Below are 17308 nucleotides of genomic sequence, written 5' to 3' on the forward strand. Positions count from 1 at the left end.
GTTTCTATTTCGGCCGTATTTCCATACGGCCCTACAGCATGTTGCTTGTTAATAATCAATATTCCATGAAATGCTTCGGCAATACAACAAATTTATTAATCCTTATTTCCTTTTGTATTTCTGCTGATTTTAGCCATTTATTTTGTACAATCTGCCCAAATTCATTTAACATCATTTCTCCATCCAGCAGCTTTTTTTAGCTTCTCAAATGCCTGAACGAATTCCTCTTGCTTTTGTTTGTCTGCCTTAGCAAGTACATAGGGTGGTCGAGTATATGAAAGTCCCATGCGGTCTAGCTCTAGCATTTTGGTTATTCCACGGATAGAATAATTATACCCGTATTCACGCTTAATGTATCTACCAATAAGTCCCACAGAATTTAACTAAAACAAAAATCCTCAAAAGCTTTAAAGTTAAGCCTTTTGAGGATTTTCTTTTGGAGGCGCCACCCAGATTTGAACTGGGGAATAAAGGTTTTGCAGACCTCTGCCTTACCACTTGGCTATGGCGCCATATTATATCATTTAGCCTTAACTATTATAAATGAATACCGTTAATTTGTCAATCCTATTCATTTATATTTCATTAAGTTAAACAATATTACAATATTTATTTTTTACAAGTCTCTATAGTAATCAAATACTATAGTGTTATTTCAAAAAAATAAAAGACAGCAACTTGCGTCTCTTATTTTTTTGGATGGAGCGGAAGACGAGATTCGAACTCGCGACGTTCACCTTGGCAAGGTGACGCTCTACCACTGAGCCACTCCCGCACATCTAATTAACACTCAGTAATTAACAATAATACCTTATTAATTACAATGGTGCCTCCGGGCGGAATCGAACCACCGACACGGGGATTTTCAGTCCCCTGCTCTACCGACTGAGCTACAGAGGCATATATGGCGACCCGGAAGGGGCTCGAACCCTCGACCTCCAGCGTGACAGGCTGGCATTCTAACCAACTGAACTACCGGGCCACTTAATAGTAATAACTAGTAGTGAATAGTTAATAGTTTTTAGTAATTATGACCGATAGTATATAATTATTCACTATTAATTATTCATTGAATTTGGTGGGCACAATAGGGCTCGAACCTATGACCCCCTGCTTGTAAGGCAGGTGCTCTCCCAGCTGAGCTATGCGCCCTCACCAATTATCAGGTGTCGTGTTTAGCGACAGATATTAGTATACAAAATTCCTAGCATAAAGTCAACACCTTATAATGTGGTTTTCAGCTTTTATAATTAATTGCACACACCATTCTCTATTTATCTCTTCTTTACTAACTATATCTCTTTAAACCACATACGTTAAATTCATCCTCTAACTCCTGCTTATAACTCATTTACTCCACATTCTGAGCACCCTGGCTTTTACTTAACAATTCCACCAACTGCTCTTTATCGAAATGGTATATTTCATTGCAGAAATGGCAAGTCAGCTCTGCTTGTCCTTGTTCACTGATGATATCCTCCAGCTCTTTTTTTCCTAAACTGATTAGTGCTCTCTCAATTCTATGCCTGGAACAGTCACATTGATACCGTGTTTCAATCCTGTCGGTTATATTCCATTCAAAGTCCTTAAGCAGCGTATCTAATATATCTTCAGGACGCATTCCTTCTGAAATCATGGTAGTTACCGGTGAAATCTGTGATATCACTTGTTCTATCTTGTCCGCAGCTTTATCGTCTGCCTCCGGCATTAATTGTATAATGAAACCTCCTGATGCTTTTATAGATAAATCAACATCTACCAATACACCAAGTGCAACAGCGGAAGGGATTTGCTCGGACCTCGCATAATATAGCGTCAGATCCTCTGCAATTTCACCGGTAGCAAGAGGCACATGGCCTACATAGGGCTCCTTCAAACCCAAATCACGAATAACGGTAATACTTCCTTTTCCTATTGCACCTGAGACATCAAGTTTTCCATTTGGCTTTAAGGGAAGTTCGACTTGCGGCTGATACACATATCCTTTGACACTCGCATTTGCATCTGCAACCGCTACAACACCTCTAAGGGGGCCATCACCTTTTATCTGGATAGTGAGTGTATCTTTCTCCCCTTTAAACATTGTACTCATCATTGCAGCAGCTGTAAGCGTCCTGCCCAGTGCTGCAGAAGCAATAGGATTTGTCTGGTGTATCTTGTGTGCTTGATTTACCATATCGGTTGTAACTGCTGCAAAAGCTCTGACACCACCATCACTTGACAGGGCTCTAACAATATAGTCTGACATATTCATTCCTCCTTAATTTAGTGGGGAGTGGGTAGTGAGGAGTGCGGAGAGAAGGCTGTGCTAGGTCATACAGCAAGTACCCATTTTCCCACTTATGCAATAAATATTAACAATGTATAATTGTTTTATGCTCCCTACGATCCACTCTCCACTCCTCACTAACTACATGAAAAATCCCCGGCATAATTATTAATTATACAGGGGATTCTTGGCTACTGCATTTGAATAGTAGAGCTTTCTATATCCGAAACCTTAAAGGTTATTGGCAAAATTATGCTCTTGTTACGTTAGCAGCTTGAGGACCTTTTGCACCCTCAATCACTTCAAATTGAACTTCCATTCCTTCTTCAAGGGTTTTGTAACCGTCCATTTCGATTGCTGAAAAATGAACAAATACGTCATTTCCAGATTCGCTCTCAATGAATCCATATCCTTTTTCAGCGTTAAACCATTTTACTTTACCTTTTTGCATTGCAAAAAACCTCCTAATAATTTCAAACTGTAGCTACATAGCTATATTAACTACAAGTTACAGTCTACCATATGAGGGTATCTTTGTCAATCTTTTCGAGAGGCTATAAAGAAAACTCTTTCGCCATCATCCTCCGGTTTTTCAAAGCAGAACGGTTCATATACATCAAGCAATTTCATCCCCGATGCTAGTAAACATTTTTCGATAGCAGCAATACTATATGCTTTTTGTTGATGGACTTCATCTACTCTTATATATTTTTTTCCCTGCCTGATAAAAAAATTCAAATAAAAATCACAAATTTCATTTTCATCATCATAATTGTTTTCCCATACATAGAAAATCTCGTCCTCATCTTCTACAAAAGTATTATTCCCAAGTGTTTCTCTCAGCTTGTATGATGAATTAATATCAAATATAAACAATCCTCCGGGATTCAAATAATTCTTTACCAGCTTAAACATATCTATTAATTTTTCTTCTTCCAATATGTAATTAACACTATCCATTAAACAAAGGATCGCGTCTACCGTACCATACAACTCAAACTGCGTCATGTCCTGCCGTAAGAAAAGAATATCCAGTTCCATTTCTTTTGCTTTTGGTACAGCTACGTTCAACATATCTTCCGAAAGGTCTATTCCTATCATATCATATCCGCGCTGCGCAAGACGTGTACAAATATTTCCCGTTCCGCATGCCAGTTCTAAAACTAATTTAGGATGAATATGGTTCTTTTCAAATATTGATTCAATATATTCAATCCACTGCTCATAATCGACATCACTCATTAATTTATCATAAATATACGCAAACCCTGAATAGCTCTCCGTCATAGCTAATTACTCTCCTGCACGCAAACGGGCCAACTTGTCCAATACGGTCTTGTAGCCGTCGGCGCCATAATTCAGGCAGCGGTTTACTCTGCTGATCGTAGCCGTACTCGCCCCTGTTTTGGTAACAATATCGGTGTACACATGATGCTCATTAAGCATCTTGGCAACCTGAAACCTTTGTGCCATTGCTTTAATCTCCGCAATCGTACACAGATCCTCAAAAAAATTATAACACTCATCCATAGTGTTTAACGACAGGATAGCGTCTAAAAGCTCATCGGTATGCTGATCCCTGATTTTTTCATTCATTTAAATCACCGCACCTTATTTGTTTAAATGCCGCTTTATGCAACTTGACATCGGCAAATATTATTTATATTTTAACATACTAAATCACTAAAGTAAACAACCTATTGCTTTGTCAGATTGGCAAAAGCCGCCATAAGATTTTTTGTTCCCACGCTTTCAAAAGCGATTTCCAATTTGGCATCATTCCCTATAGGCTGGATACCAATAATGAGTCCTTTTCCGAATTTTTTGTGAAATACAACATCTCCTATGTTAAAATCCTGCGGTACATTTTTGGGTCTAATAATATTAGTGCTAAAAATACTGGCTTCCGAGATTTTTGGCATTTGAACGCTTTCTTGCCCTTGTTTAAAATCTGTCTCCTCTTTATCCTCTCTTCCATCTATAAATTCTCCAGGAATCTCTTCTATGAATCTGGAAAGCCTGTTATACATGGTACTTCCAAACAGCGTCCTCTGAAACGCATGTGTAATATAGAGTTGTTCCTGTGCACGGGTAATACCCACATAACAAAGTCTTCTCTCTTCTTCCAATTCCTCTTGATCAGCACTTGAACGATATCCCGGAAAAATCCCCTCTTCCATGCCGCAAAGGAAAACAATGGGGAACTCAAGTCCTTTGGCGCTGTGCAGTGTCATAAGCACCGCCGCATCCTGCTCTTCATCATAATTATCGATATCGGATACCAATGATATTTGTTCCAGGAAGGCCTCTAACGTCTTTTCATCAGCGCCTGTTTCAAATTCCATCGCAATGGATATAAACTCTTTCAAGTTTTCTATCCTGGTTTGAGCTTCAATGGTTTCTTCTTTTTCCAATGCTTTCATATAACCTGAGCTATCCAGAATTTTATTTACCAATTGGGTAACATTCAGCTCGTCCTTTTCAGCGCGGATACTGTTAATCATATGCACAAAATCTGTCAGCTTGGCAGACGCTCTAGATAAAGCCGGGATACTATCCACATTTGAAATCACTGTAAAAATGCTCATATCCCGCTGGTTCCCGATTTCTTCAGCATTCTCCACCGTTGTTTTTCCTATTCCTCTTTTGGGTTCATTGATAATTCTTTTTAAACTGATATTATCCATCGGATTCTGTATTACCCTTAGATAAGCAATCAAATCTTTAATTTCTTTTCTATCATAGAATCTTAACCCGCCTAATACCCGATATGGAACAGCTTCTCTGAGCAACATATCTTCTATTACACGAGATTGGGCATTCATTCTATAAAGGATCGCAAAATCGGAATAACGCTTGCCTTTCTCAATCCGCATTCTTTCAATTTCCTGCGCAATATATAATCCCTCTTCATGTTCGTTATTCGCACCAAAAAGATGTATCTTCTCCCCCGATGTGTTTTCTGTCCAAAGTTCTTTTCCTTTTCGTCCGTAATTGTTTTTGATTACATGGTTGGCCGCATTCAAAATATTTTGAGTAGAACGATAATTCTGCTCTAATTTTATAGAAGTCGCTTGTTTAAACTCCTTCTCAAAGTCTAATATATTTCGGATATTCGCACCCCTGAACTTATATATGCTCTGATCATCATCTCCTACAACACAGAGATTACAGTGTTTTTGCGCCAATAAGCTTACCAGCATATACTGCGATGTATTGGTGTCCTGATACTCATCAACAAGTATGTACTTGAATTTTCTTTGATAATACTCTAATACATCTTCATTTTCATTGAATAAAGTTACCGTATTCATAATAATGTCATCAAAGTCCAATGCATTATTTTGGCGCAGTTTCTTCTGATATAATGAGTAGATCGCCGCAATCTTGCTCATCCTGTAATCACTTTCATAGACAGCACTAAATGTCCTGGCATCCATTAGTTCATCTTTTGCTTTACTGATTTCAGACAATACACTTCTCGGCGGGAAATTTTTATCGTTTAATCTAAGCTCTTTTAAACAATCCTTTACCACGGTCTGTTGATCCGCGTAATCAAAAATAACAAAATTTCTTTCATAACCTAACTTCTCAATATCTCTTCTTAACATCCTCACACAAGCAGAATGAAAAGTACTGACCCACATATCATTGATTTGATCTCCAACCAAGCGTTCTAAACGTTCTTTCATCTCTTTTGCCGCTTTATTGGTGAAAGTAATCGCCAATATACTCCAGGGAGCTACTTTTTTTTCCTGTAACAGATACGCAATTCTATATGTCAATACTCTGGTTTTTCCCGACCCGGCACCTGCCAATATCAGCAGCGGTCCATCCGTACATAAAACCGCTTCTTTTTGCTTATCATTCAAACCTTCCAGCAATTGATTCATTTTCCCACCTCTTCAAAATCTCTATAAGTATAAATATCTAAAATAGTTACACAGCGATTTATATCGTATACATTCCATTTTTCCATATTCGCAATTTTCAGAAACTTTCGTTATCTGTGAACCGTGAACTGTGACCTATATTCATTCTATATCTTACCATACATTATTGGTTAAAAAAACCTATGTTAAAACAAAAATATATTGACAAATTTTTAACAATATTCTATAATAAATATGAAGGTTAAATTTTTAATAATATTAATTATATTATTCATGTTACTAAAAAGGAGCTGCTTTCAATGAAGAAGTACTTAAGAGTTCAAATGTCTAATGGAGAACTATATGATATTCCCGTAGAAATTATTGCAGAAAACAGAGCCCGCTATTACGCTGCCCAATCCAGTGACCGTATCACCTATCATGCAAGTTGTTTACCTCCAAGGGTCTTTGAAGATGAAAAGAACTATGGTCTGGAAAACAATGATATTCTCTTAGATTGGGCAAAAAACAATATGACTTGGGATGCACTAGAAGAACATGCAATAAAAGTTAAACAACCGGTTACCAATTATAATGACGAATGGATGAACTGCAAGAAAGAAATTATTTCATACTAATAACTTTATATAAATCGCTTAAGGGATACCTATTTCAGGTATCCCTTAAGTATTACGTTTAACAGTTGCAACCAATCTAACAATACATCCGTTCTTCTGGAATAACGCGTAAAAATAGGTTTTATAGTGTCAAATTCAACACTGTTCGAATATATTATAGTGAAAACTTTATGTCTACATTACACATAAAGGTATCTGTAATAAATTCGAAAGGAGTTAATTATTTATGCTATCTACAAAACATTTTCATTCGCTTAGGTCTTCAACCCCTGAAGTTGATGATCATCGTCACCTCATTACCGGCAGGACCTCGGCAGAATACGCTTTAAATAGCCATAAACATACCATTAGCGGGATGATAGAAGGTGAAGATGGTCATACACATCAATATGAAACAGTAACAGGTTTGGCGATCCAGCTCCCTGATGGAAGCCATTTTCATGACATGCGCATATTACTGGCTTCCGATTCACATGAGCATGTATTCAAAACCAGTACATCCGTATCAAGAGTATAGTTTCTTTACTCTTAGTTATATCAACGCTCCCGCAAAGCCGGGAGCGTTTACAATCTATAAAACTTCTACCCTGTCAAGCTCAAACCAAAATTCGATCCCTTGCTCTGTATTTACTACGCCATATGCATTTTGGTGGAGTTCTTGAATAGCCCGAACAATAGATAGTCCCAAACCTGTTCCTCCGTACATCCTCGTTCTGGCCTTATCAACCTTGTAAAAGCTTTTCCATATTTTATCCTGACAATCTTTTGGTATATGTTTACCTGAATTAAAAACTGTTACTCGTACTTTTTTATTATCCGCTTTTGCTGTGATTCCAATGATTTTTTTATTATCTACGTGGTCTATCGCATTATTCAGATAATTCACCAACACCTGCTCGGTTCGGATACTATCAGCATCTACCATAATATTGTCTTCTTTTTCTACTGATACGCATATATGCTTGTCTTTAAATATAGGTTGATATTTGTATGCTACATTTTCTATCAATTGCGATAGGTCAAACACGCGTTTTTCCAAATGGAAATATCCTGACTCGATTTGCGATAAGTCTAAAAGATTTCTTACCAGATTGTTCATTTTACTGGCCTCATCAATAATTACATCACAGTAGAAATTTTTATTCTCTTCATCTTCATTGACATTTACTTTTAATCCATCAGCGTAACCTTGAATAAGCGCAATAGGTGTCTTTAATTCATGTGAAACACTGGAGATAAACTCTTTTCGCATCTCATCCACTTTTCTCTCATGTTCTATATCTCGTTGAAGCTTCTCATTTGCCTGTGTCAGTTCTGTAATTGACTTATCCAGCTGGTCCGAAAGTGAATTGATACTTTTCCCAAGCTCCGCTACTTCATCTTTTGTCTGGATTAAATATTTTTTACTAAAATCAAGCTTTGTCATTCTTAAAGCAATATCGTTTAATTCCAAGATCGGCTTGGTAAACTTTTTGGCAAAAATAAATGCCGCTATGCTTCCAACGATAAATGTCAGAATACCCGAGTAAAAGAAAAAATGATTCGCAATCTGAGCACTTTCGTGCATAGCCGCCAAAGGGGTACTAAGAACCAAATATTCTTCATTCTTCAATAAATAAATATAATTTAAAAAATCCGTTTTTATTCTGGGGTCTTTGGTAATTTTAAACATAGCTTTTCGATTCTGTTGCCTCTGCATTTCAGATAACTCCATATGTATGCGGTAGTCTATCCTCTTACGTGGTTCGAATTTTTCAAAAATCCTTACTGACGAATCATACTTTATATCTTGACTCTCATCTAATATCATAATATTTATACCGGCATTCCGCTCAAGTTTTTCCAGCTCCAGCGCGATTAAGTATGGCTCCCCTTCATAGATCTTGTCTACTAATTTACTGCTCTGGGCTAATGTTTTCTTCTTCTCAAAGATGTAGTATGTTTTAAGATATCTTGAATTCAGCGTCCATGATATCGTTACAAATAATACGATAAGGCAATTAACCCCTATAAAAAGCCTTGTTCTTACAGAGCGAATCACTTTTTCACCTCAAATCTATAGCCTACTCCTCTCACCGTTTGTATGAACTGCCCCTTATCTCGCAGCTTGGTTCTTAGCTGCTTAATATGCGTGTCTACGGTTCGTACATCACCAAAATAGTTATAATCCCAAACAGCATTTAAAATCTGATCTCTGCTCAATGCTCGTCCCTCATTTTTAATCAAGTACGATAACAGTTCAAATTCTTTTGGGCTCATATCTACACACTGACCATCTATTTGCACATGTCTTCCGCTTTCGTCAAATACCAAACCATTATACGCAATCACAGGCCTATTATCATTCTCTGTACGCCTCAATACAGCCTGAACCCTTGCAACCAGGATCTGCGGCCTAAAAGGCTTTGTCACATATTCATCCGCCCCCAGTTCAAATGCAAATAATTCATCAAACTCTTCTCCTCTCGCAGTCAACATGATCACAGGTATATTGGATGTTTTACGGATTTCTCTGCATACTGCCCATCCATCGTACTCGGGCATCATAACGTCTAAGATGATTAAATCCAAATTTGGATCATCCTTAAAAAGCTCAAGCGCTCTTTTTCCATCTTCTGCTTCAACAATACAATATCCTTCCCTCTTCAAAAAATCTCCAACTAATTTTCGCATGCGCGCCTCATCATCTGCGATCATTATTTTCTTAACACCCATTTATATATCTCCTTTCATCATGTTGGATGAATTATAAATAATAAATATTATATAAAATATATCCATATTAGGATACTCTTTTTCACATTATTTTACATATGACAACAGAAGCCCCACAAAATATTTTTATGGAGCTTCTGTCCTCATAACTCTTTTTGATGGCTTGCACCAACCAATATAAATTCACTTGTTTTATCGAAAAATTCCTATTCCAGACATTATTCAGTTATTATCTGCATCATCTGTATCGGTTTTAGCTTATGGTCTTCCTTTGTGCAGCAGCTTAGCTATTTCATCAGCTTGTTCTTGTGTAATGGTACCTTCTTCCATCAATTTACTTAGCAAGCCCTTTTTGCTTTCTTTATTCTCTTCCAAATATTCTTTACGTTCTTCACGAGACAAATCTTTTATCTTTTCAAATTCAGCTTTTCTATTTTCAGCTTCTTCTTCCAGATATGCTTGAATGGTATCTGCCTGTGCTTGTGTGATCGTCCCTTGATTTATCAAAGCAGCAAATATTTCGTCTTGTTTTTCCTGCATTTCTGCCTTACGGCTTTCCTGCATTTTTTGCTGAATCGTATCCACTTCATCTTGTGTCAATATCCCTGCTTCTACTGCTTCACTGTACAAACCCTGCCCTTTTTCCGGTTTTACGGCTTCTTTATTTTCTTCACGAAGCGCTTTGCGTTCCTCAGCCGTCATATTCTTTAACTCTTCCATCTTGGCTTTTCTTTCTTCTGCTTTCTCATCTTGTAAACCAAGTAATTGATTCGCTTGATCCTGGTTTATTAAGCCTTGTTCAACAAGACTATTGATTTTTTTCTGCTGCTGTTCTTGCATCTTCTCTTTTTGCTGCTCTTGCATCTCTTCACGAATCGCATCTACTTTTGCCTGTGTTAATATTCCCTTTTCTACCGCTTCACTGAACAAGTCCTGCCTTTTCTCCGGTTTTACGGCTTCTTTATTTTCTTCACGAAGCGCTTTACGTTCCTCAGCCGTCATATTCTTTAACTCTTCCATCTCGGCTTTTCTTTCTTCTGCTTTCTCACTTTGTAAAGCAAGTAATTGATCAGCTTCACTCTGGGTTATAAGGCCTTGCGTTACAAGTTCATCCAATACCGATTCACTGGATATCCCAAAACCTCTTTGCCCATCATTTCGGCTGTGCATGCCTTCTCTTATGGCAGGGCGATTCCCCGTTGCCGAACCGGCATCACTATTGTCCGTACTATCTGCCAGTGCCATCCCTCCCATAGATGCCAGTATGCCCCCGATTACCAAGCCACTTAAAACTCTTTTAAGCGTCATATTTTTATTCATATAATCATTCTCCTTTTTGTTTTTTATCAATTTTACTTGATGATGTTATTATATAAAGTGTATGTGATGGTCTTGTGAAAGAAACTTGAGAATTCTATGAATTTTTAAAATATGCCTGTTTAAAATACTTTTTATTACAAAAAATAAATGATGACAAATCATTAGTGTTTATAAAAAGGAGATATAGAAATGACAGATCATTTTTTAAATTATAATTTAAACCAATATACGAGCAATGAAGTTAAGCAGCTTAAAGATGTGATTGCCGATGTAAAAGAAGGAGAATCTATTATTATTTCAGTTGACAATAATGACGAACAACAGACTGATACACTCTATGACACACTTGTGATGAATGGATTTGAAGTATCAACAAAAACCGCCAAATATAATCATAATTTGAATATTATTGGTGTGAAGAAGAAAAAAGAATAGCCGTATTTTTATGTTTCCATACATGTAGGGAACGGCCCCCGTGCCGTTCCGCCAGATTATATCGTCATAAATGGTTAAGCCCACACAATAAATTTATCAATCATGATGTTAGGATACATTTATAGTATTTCCTCAAATTTATGACATACCCCTTTTCCTGCATCATTTAGAATCAAAGCGGAACGCCACAGGGGGCGTTCCCTACTTAAGTAAAGAGTGTCCGACACAAAGAGATTTCCTCTTCACTACCCACTTATCCGGCCTAATAGATAGTACTTAGTCTACTTATTGAGATCAATAATTTTCACATCTTTACTGCCTCTATACTGATAAAGCATAAGATAATTCTTATCCGGTGACAGCGATATTGATGTTGGATACTGACTTAGCTCTGCTAATTCGATCTCTTCAAAATTCGGCTTGATTTTTTTAATCGAATAAGTGGTTTGTGCAGCATATCGGCTTCTGACAAGCTCACTTTCCACGAGCAAGAGGCTTCCGTCAGAAAGCCACCAATGGTCAGTTAGCAGCATATTGCTGATTCCTTTTTCTTCTCCCGTCTCTAAGTTCTTTAAAATATATTGCGGAGGGATATTTTCATATCGCGATAAATTATATGGCTGTTTTTCATATAACACTAATTTACCATTAGAAGAAACACTCTTTACGTTTGATTCCATTGTATACACATCATCTTGTGCACCGTCTCCCAATGGATTAAATACCGATATATCTTCCTTTTCAGATTGGGTGGCTTTTTCACTTTCTTCATTCAACTTACGTGCATCCCCATTAAGCTCTTTAGTGTACGACCCAGTTCCTACATTAAGGGACCATACATCATTTGTAATTTGGTTAATATCTGTATTAACATCTTGATTAATGTCATTTAAAACTTTCTCTTTATCGGCAGCTATCTGCACATATAATGAATCTCCTTGGGGTGACCATATCAGCCCATTCTGATATTTTGCGAATATGATACTATCGGGATGAGGATAGTACTTTACTTCTCCGGTCTTTACATCATATATCCCAATCTCTCGCGCAAGCAAATCGAACTTGGAATCAACACTATTATCTAAAAATCCCTTTAACGACTCATCATCTATCTTCACCCTATAAAAAGCAATTTTGCTTCCATCAGCAGACCATACAGGATAAAAGGAGTAATACCCCGGGTCATTAATGACTTTTATTAGATTACCGCTGCGGCAATCAAAAATAGCAAAACGGTTCTTCTCTTCAATACCAATATCATCCTCAGGCTTAAATAAGGTTGAAATAATATACCGGCTGTCAGGAGACCATTTTATTCCCCGGTCATATTGTTCATCGGCCCATCTATAATATTTATCAAGAACAAAAGATTTTTCAGTTAAAAAATCAAAAACTCTTACAGCGCGCTCTTCCTCATCCTGCATTAGTACCATTCTGTTATCATCTGATACTGAATAATTTACATAGGGAATATATATGCTTTTCATCTCACCTTTAATGTTTACATATCTCCGGTCTTTATTCCAGATGATCTTATTGATGGATAAATATCCGCGTTCTTCTCTAAAGGCATTCTCGTTAAACAGACTTTCCGTCAGATTTCGGTTATCATATTCAAAAGCATTGATAATCCTATTTTCATCTATAAAAACCTTGGCTGCTTGTCTTACATTGGAATCCTTAATACTATAAATCAATAAAATGCCTTTATCGTTTGTCCAAAAGGCTTCTTCAACCGCCTCCGGTCCATTGATGCGCAGAAAACCATCTATGCTCAGCAGTTCTATATTCCCATGCCATTGTGTTTCAGGCAATCCAAACTTGCTGCATACTCTTTCAATGATCGCAATAGCTTCGCTATTTTTAAGATAGTCTTTCGGACGAAAGCTTGAATCATCATAACCGGATATAATCCCTTTGCTGTAAGCCAAGCCAAGCAAATCCATCGTATCCTGCACCGCCTTGATACTATCATTAAACTTGTCACGTGCTTCCATCGCATTTAACCCAGAGGATGTCATCTCATATTTTGTATTTAATATTTTCATCATACTTACCACCGCGTTTTCTCGTGTGATATTCCCTTTATGTGAATATACTTCGTCAGTCTGTGCTCCCAGAATAATCTTCAGCATTTTCTGCCAGTTGACAAAAGTAATGTGCTCATTCAAATGTTCCTCATTAAGAACTTCGTCACGGATGCTGTCTATATCCTCCACAGAAATATCCGAACGCTCAGCTGCGGCTTTTCTAACCGGGATTAGCCTCTGCGACAGGTTGCTCGCATAAGGTACCGCCCAATGATGGTATGTATTTCTATAATTAATTTCTAAAGCCGATACATTATTAAAAGAAAAAAGAAGTATTATCATTAAAACCAAAGTCCATTTTCTCAAAACAGTTAACCCCCTTGACAGTTCACATCTTAATATTCCAAAAATATATACAGATTTCTAGTTATACATATAGACTGCGATACGAATATACAAGTTCCCAAATTGTTTATATTGTAACTATTCTGTAATCTTTCTACTTAGGAACAGCAAAATAATAACTTCTGATTTTTCAACGGTTATTTTTGTGTCATGCATCGTTGTCAACCTTTGCCATACGTCAGTATTGCCAAAGGTCTCCGCCTAGCCTGACGGAAAAATTCCTCGTTGAAAATTTCGGAATTTATTATTTCACTGTTCCTTAGCAATATCGAAAAGTAACCGCTTGAAAATCGGGAAATTATTATTTCGTCATTCCTTAATATACTCTTACGGATACCTTTTATGAAAGTATGAAAAATCTATCATTGCTTATTAATATTATATTCATATTGATCTGTTTTAAAAATAGCTCTATATAATACTATTACTACCATAGATAGAAATGATCAATCAAATGCCAAAATTTTTATGGTGTTACATTCAGAATAGTAGTATAATATAAGTATTATTTATAAAACGAAAGTATAGTGTTCATGGAGGTAAAGTACTATGGATGAAAAAAGAAAAAGTAAAAGAGTTCCTTTTAACTCAAGTATATCGATTGAATCCCTCTTTCGTTCCGGCGAACAAGAATCTATTAAAATGAATACCGACATCATCATCACAAATATATCTAAAACGGGATTGGGTTTCATCTGTGAAACTGATTTGCCTGTTAACCACTTCTTCAACAGCAAGGTGGTCATTGATGAGGATAAAATGTTCTACTGTGTGCTAAAAATTGTTCGTTCACAAAAAATCAACAAGGGATATCTCATTGGCAGTGAGTTCGTAGGGTTGGCAGATATACTTGGAAAGCAAATTGACGAGTATATTTCGGAACTTGAGAAATAATAGCATAAAAAAACAGGCTTAAATATTTAAGCCTGTTTTTTTATGCTATTATTTCATTTTTATAACTTCTTTTACTTTATTTACGATGTTTTTAGCTGTCAATCCATACATTTCAAGCAATGCACCCGGTTTACCTGATCTTCCGAATTCATCCTGTGTACCTACTCTTAGCATAGGTGCAGGAGCGTTCTCAGCCAATACCTCTGCAACAGCACTGCCCAATCCGCCGATCACATTGTGTTCTTCTGCAGTAACAATTGCTCCGGTTTCTTTGGCAGCCTTTACAATGATATCTTTATCAATTGGCTTAATGGTATGTATATTGATGACTCTCGCGCTAATTCCTTCAGCATCCAGCATTTTCTTAGCTTCTAACGCTTCAGGTACCAACAATCCTGTAGCAATGATGGTAACATCATTACCTTCTTCCAACTGCACACCTTTTCCTATTTCAAACTTGTAAGTTTCCTGATCAAAAATAACAGGTACCGCAAGTCTTCCAAATCTCAAATAAACAGGTCCATAATGTTTGATAGCTGCTTCTACCGCTGCCCTTGCCTCTACAGCGTCAGCAGGATTAATGACTACCATATTCGGAATGGTTCTCATAATTCCTATATCTTCCAGGCATTGATGCGATGCACCATCTTCACCAACCGAAAGTCCTGCATGCGTCGCTCCGATTTTTACATTCAATTTAGGATACCCGATAGAGTTTCTTACCTGCTCGAAAGCTCTACCTGCCGCAAACATCGCAAAAGAACTTGCAAATACTACTTTTCCGCAGCTTGCGATTCCGGCTGCAGTGGACATCATATTTCCTTCTGCGATACCCATATTGATAAACTTTTCAGGATATTTCTTTTTAAATGTATCTGTCTTTGTTGATTTTGATAAATCCGCATCCAGTACAACCAAATCATATTTTTCACCGAATTCAGCCAAGGCATTACCGTAGGCTTCTCTGGTTGCTATCTTATCTGCCATTTACTCCACCTCCAGTTTTGCAAGCTGTCCGTCTAATTCTTTTATCGCCTGTTCATACTGATCTTTATTAGGTGCATTTCCATGCCAGCCTGCATTATTTTCCATATAGGATACGCCTTTACCCTTTACGCTTTTAGCGATAATCATGGTAGGTTTACCCTTAGTATTTTTTGCTTCATTTACAGCATTCAGTATTTGCTCATAGTCATGACCATCTATTACAATGACATGCCAGCCAAAGGATTTAAGTTTTTCATCAATTGGTAATGGAGACATTACTTCAGCAATATCACCATCAATTTGCAAGCCATTGAAATCGATGAAAGCTGTTAGATTGTCCAATTTATAATGAGCTGCAAACATTGCTGCTTCCCATACTTGGCCTTCTTGAAGCTCTCCATCTCCCAGAACGCTATAAACTCTGTAGTCTTTTTTATCTAACTTTGCCACAAGTGCCATACCATTTGCCGCAGAGATTCCCTGGCCTAATGACCCTGTAGACATATCCACACCAGGTACCCCTTTCATATCGGGATGTCCCTGTAAATAGCTGTCTATATGACGGAAATTTTTTATTTCTTCTTGAGGGAAGAAACCCTTTTCTGCGAGTATGCCATAAAGTGCCGGTGTACAATGTCCTTTTGAAAGTACAAATCTATCTCTGTCCTCCCATTTAGGATTTTTTGCATCTACCTTCATTACTTCAGAATAAAGCACTGCCAATATATCTGCTATCGATAATGATCCTCCCGGATGTCCGGATCCTGCACTATATACGGCTTCTATCGCATGCTTTCTGACCTTAGTAGCGGTAACCGCTAACTGTTTGACTGTTTGCTTGTCCATATATCTTGCTCCTTTCTTTATTCATATGATTTAAAACCTTCACCTAAAACTTCCCTAACATCAGTAAGTATAACAAATGCATTGCTGTCAATTTCCTTGACTATTGATTTAATGATAGGGATTTCGGTTCTCTTCAATATGCACATCAAAACGACTTTGTCTTTCCCGGTATACATTCCTTTACCGCCTAGCCCTGTTACTCCACGATCCAAGTCTTTCATTATTCTTTCTGATATGTATTGCGACTTGTTGGAAATAATAAATACGGCCTTTGCAAAATTAACCCCTTCCAGTATGCCATCTATCACCTGCGATCCAACAAATAAAGTGATAATCGCATAAAGAGCCAGCTCATAATCTCCAAATACAACCGCTGCGAAAACTATAACTGAAAAATCTACTGCTAACAACAGCTGTCCCAGCGTTAAAAATGGTATGAACTTGTGAATAATTTTCGCCGCGAGGTCTGTGCCCCCTGTAGTAGCACCGGAACGAAATACCAGTCCCAAACCCGCCCCCATCATTATACCACCATATATGGACGCAAGCAATGGTTCTCTGGTTAAAACCGGTAAAAAGGTAGTTGAATCTATCATAACTGAAAGAATCACCGTACTAAAGAGCGTCTTTACGCCAAATACTCCTCCCAGATGCCTTATTCCCAGAATAAACAACGGAATATTCAGCACCAACATGGTAGTACCCACCGGAAGCCCGAATAAATAATACAACACAATGCCTATGCCGCTTAATCCTCCCGGTGCGATTTTATTCGGCGTTAGAAACATATTGATAGATGCCGCCGTCATGGCAGAACCAATAATAATCAAAAAGTAGCTTTTCCAATCAGAAAAAAGTCTTTTTAAGCTAAGCTTTAGCATCCGATTGCCTCCAATC

At 37.4% G+C, this 17308-nt stretch carries 17 protein-coding genes and 5 tRNA genes; 4 read left to right on the forward strand and 18 right to left on the reverse strand.

What is annotated here, in order from left to right:
* Nucleotides 1–161: 161 nt before the first annotated feature.
* From QKW49_RS12040 to pcrA, 11 genes are all read right to left on the reverse strand, one after another.
* Complete coding sequence (locus tag QKW49_RS12040; RefSeq protein ID WP_282867790.1) at nucleotides 162–374, reverse strand: winged helix-turn-helix domain-containing protein; 213 nt, start codon at nucleotides 372–374, stop codon at nucleotides 162–164.
* A gap of 63 nt (nucleotides 375–437) precedes the next feature.
* Nucleotides 438–512: transfer RNA gene (locus QKW49_RS12045), tRNA-Cys, on the reverse strand.
* Nucleotides 513–700: 188 nt separating this feature from the next.
* Nucleotides 701–775 (reverse strand) — tRNA-Gly (locus QKW49_RS12050).
* A 49-nt stretch (nucleotides 776–824) separates the two neighbouring features.
* Nucleotides 825–900: transfer RNA gene (locus tag QKW49_RS12055), tRNA-Phe, on the reverse strand.
* A gap of 5 nt (nucleotides 901–905) precedes the next feature.
* Nucleotides 906–982: transfer RNA gene (locus QKW49_RS12060), tRNA-Asp, on the reverse strand.
* Between the two features lie 94 nt (nucleotides 983–1076).
* A tRNA-Val gene (locus tag QKW49_RS12065) sits at nucleotides 1077–1152 on the reverse strand.
* 199 nt (nucleotides 1153–1351) lie between these two features.
* A complete protein-coding gene (gene hslO, locus QKW49_RS12070; RefSeq protein ID WP_282867791.1) occupies nucleotides 1352–2248 on the reverse strand; it encodes an Hsp33 family molecular chaperone HslO in 897 nt (298 codons plus the stop codon).
* A 271-nt stretch (nucleotides 2249–2519) separates the two neighbouring features.
* Complete coding sequence (locus QKW49_RS12075; RefSeq protein WP_282867793.1) at nucleotides 2520–2720, reverse strand: cold-shock protein; 201 nt, start codon at nucleotides 2718–2720, stop codon at nucleotides 2520–2522.
* An 86-nt stretch (nucleotides 2721–2806) separates the two neighbouring features.
* Nucleotides 2807–3556: a class I SAM-dependent methyltransferase gene (locus QKW49_RS12080; protein ID WP_282867795.1), complete on the reverse strand. Its 750-nt coding sequence runs from the start codon at nucleotides 3554–3556 to the stop codon at nucleotides 2807–2809.
* 6 nt (nucleotides 3557–3562) lie between these two features.
* A complete protein-coding gene (locus QKW49_RS12085) occupies nucleotides 3563–3865 on the reverse strand; it encodes a YerC/YecD family TrpR-related protein (RefSeq protein WP_282867796.1) in 303 nt (100 codons plus the stop codon).
* A gap of 101 nt (nucleotides 3866–3966) precedes the next feature.
* Entirely contained in the window at nucleotides 3967–6162 is a 2196-nt protein-coding gene (gene pcrA, locus QKW49_RS12090) for a DNA helicase PcrA (RefSeq protein WP_282867797.1), read from the reverse strand.
* 299 nt (nucleotides 6163–6461) lie between these two features.
* Here pcrA and QKW49_RS12095 point away from each other — a divergent pair, with 299 nt between their 5' ends.
* Nucleotides 6462–6779, forward strand: coding sequence for a hypothetical protein (locus QKW49_RS12095; RefSeq protein ID WP_282867798.1), 318 nt, complete (start codon nucleotides 6462–6464; stop codon nucleotides 6777–6779).
* A 226-nt stretch (nucleotides 6780–7005) separates the two neighbouring features.
* Entirely contained in the window at nucleotides 7006–7296 is a 291-nt protein-coding gene (locus QKW49_RS12100) for a YmaF family protein (protein WP_282867799.1), read from the forward strand.
* 54 nt (nucleotides 7297–7350) lie between these two features.
* Here QKW49_RS12100 and QKW49_RS12105 read toward each other — a convergent pair whose 3' ends face one another.
* From QKW49_RS12105 to QKW49_RS12115, 3 genes are all read right to left on the reverse strand, one after another.
* The gene (locus tag QKW49_RS12105; protein ID WP_282867800.1) at nucleotides 7351–8820 is read right to left on the reverse strand and encodes a HAMP domain-containing sensor histidine kinase; all 1470 of its coding nucleotides are present in this window, start codon (nucleotides 8818–8820) and stop codon (nucleotides 7351–7353) included.
* Nucleotides 8817–9494: a response regulator transcription factor gene (locus QKW49_RS12110; protein ID WP_282867801.1), complete on the reverse strand. Its 678-nt coding sequence runs from the start codon at nucleotides 9492–9494 to the stop codon at nucleotides 8817–8819. The genes QKW49_RS12105 and QKW49_RS12110 overlap by 4 nt, the downstream gene beginning before the upstream one ends.
* Nucleotides 9495–9752: 258 nt before the next feature.
* Nucleotides 9753–10814 (reverse strand): hypothetical protein, encoded by a 1062-nt coding sequence (locus QKW49_RS12115; RefSeq protein WP_282867803.1) that lies wholly within the window; start codon nucleotides 10812–10814, stop codon nucleotides 9753–9755.
* A 189-nt stretch (nucleotides 10815–11003) separates the two neighbouring features.
* Here QKW49_RS12115 and QKW49_RS12120 point away from each other — a divergent pair, with 189 nt between their 5' ends.
* Complete coding sequence (locus QKW49_RS12120) at nucleotides 11004–11249, forward strand: hypothetical protein (RefSeq protein ID WP_282867805.1); 246 nt, start codon at nucleotides 11004–11006, stop codon at nucleotides 11247–11249.
* Nucleotides 11250–11530: 281 nt separating this feature from the next.
* Here the strand turns inward: QKW49_RS12120 and QKW49_RS12125 are convergent, their stop codons facing one another.
* Entirely contained in the window at nucleotides 11531–13645 is a 2115-nt protein-coding gene (locus QKW49_RS12125) for an S-layer homology domain-containing protein (RefSeq protein ID WP_282867806.1), read from the reverse strand.
* 588 nt (nucleotides 13646–14233) lie between these two features.
* Here QKW49_RS12125 and QKW49_RS12130 point away from each other — a divergent pair.
* On the forward strand, nucleotides 14234–14578 hold the full coding sequence (locus QKW49_RS12130) for a PilZ domain-containing protein (protein ID WP_282867807.1): 345 nt from the start codon (nucleotides 14234–14236) through the stop codon (nucleotides 14576–14578).
* A 48-nt stretch (nucleotides 14579–14626) separates the two neighbouring features.
* Here QKW49_RS12130 and QKW49_RS12135 read toward each other — a convergent pair whose 3' ends face one another.
* Genes QKW49_RS12135 through QKW49_RS12145 form a run of 3 tightly spaced genes read right to left on the reverse strand, consistent with a single transcriptional unit; the run spans nucleotide 14627 to nucleotide 17292 of the window.
* Complete coding sequence (locus QKW49_RS12135; RefSeq protein ID WP_282867809.1) at nucleotides 14627–15565, reverse strand: transketolase family protein; 939 nt, start codon at nucleotides 15563–15565, stop codon at nucleotides 14627–14629.
* Nucleotides 15566–16411 (reverse strand): transketolase, encoded by an 846-nt coding sequence (locus QKW49_RS12140; protein WP_282867810.1) that lies wholly within the window; start codon nucleotides 16409–16411, stop codon nucleotides 15566–15568.
* Between the two features lie 17 nt (nucleotides 16412–16428).
* The gene (locus QKW49_RS12145; RefSeq protein WP_282867811.1) at nucleotides 16429–17292 is read right to left on the reverse strand and encodes a YitT family protein; all 864 of its coding nucleotides are present in this window, start codon (nucleotides 17290–17292) and stop codon (nucleotides 16429–16431) included.
* Nucleotides 17293–17308 lie beyond the last annotated feature (16 nt).

The sequence above is a fragment of the Petroclostridium sp. X23 genome (assembly GCF_030013905.1).
Lineage (GTDB): Bacteria > Bacillota > Clostridia > SK-Y3 > SK-Y3 > X23.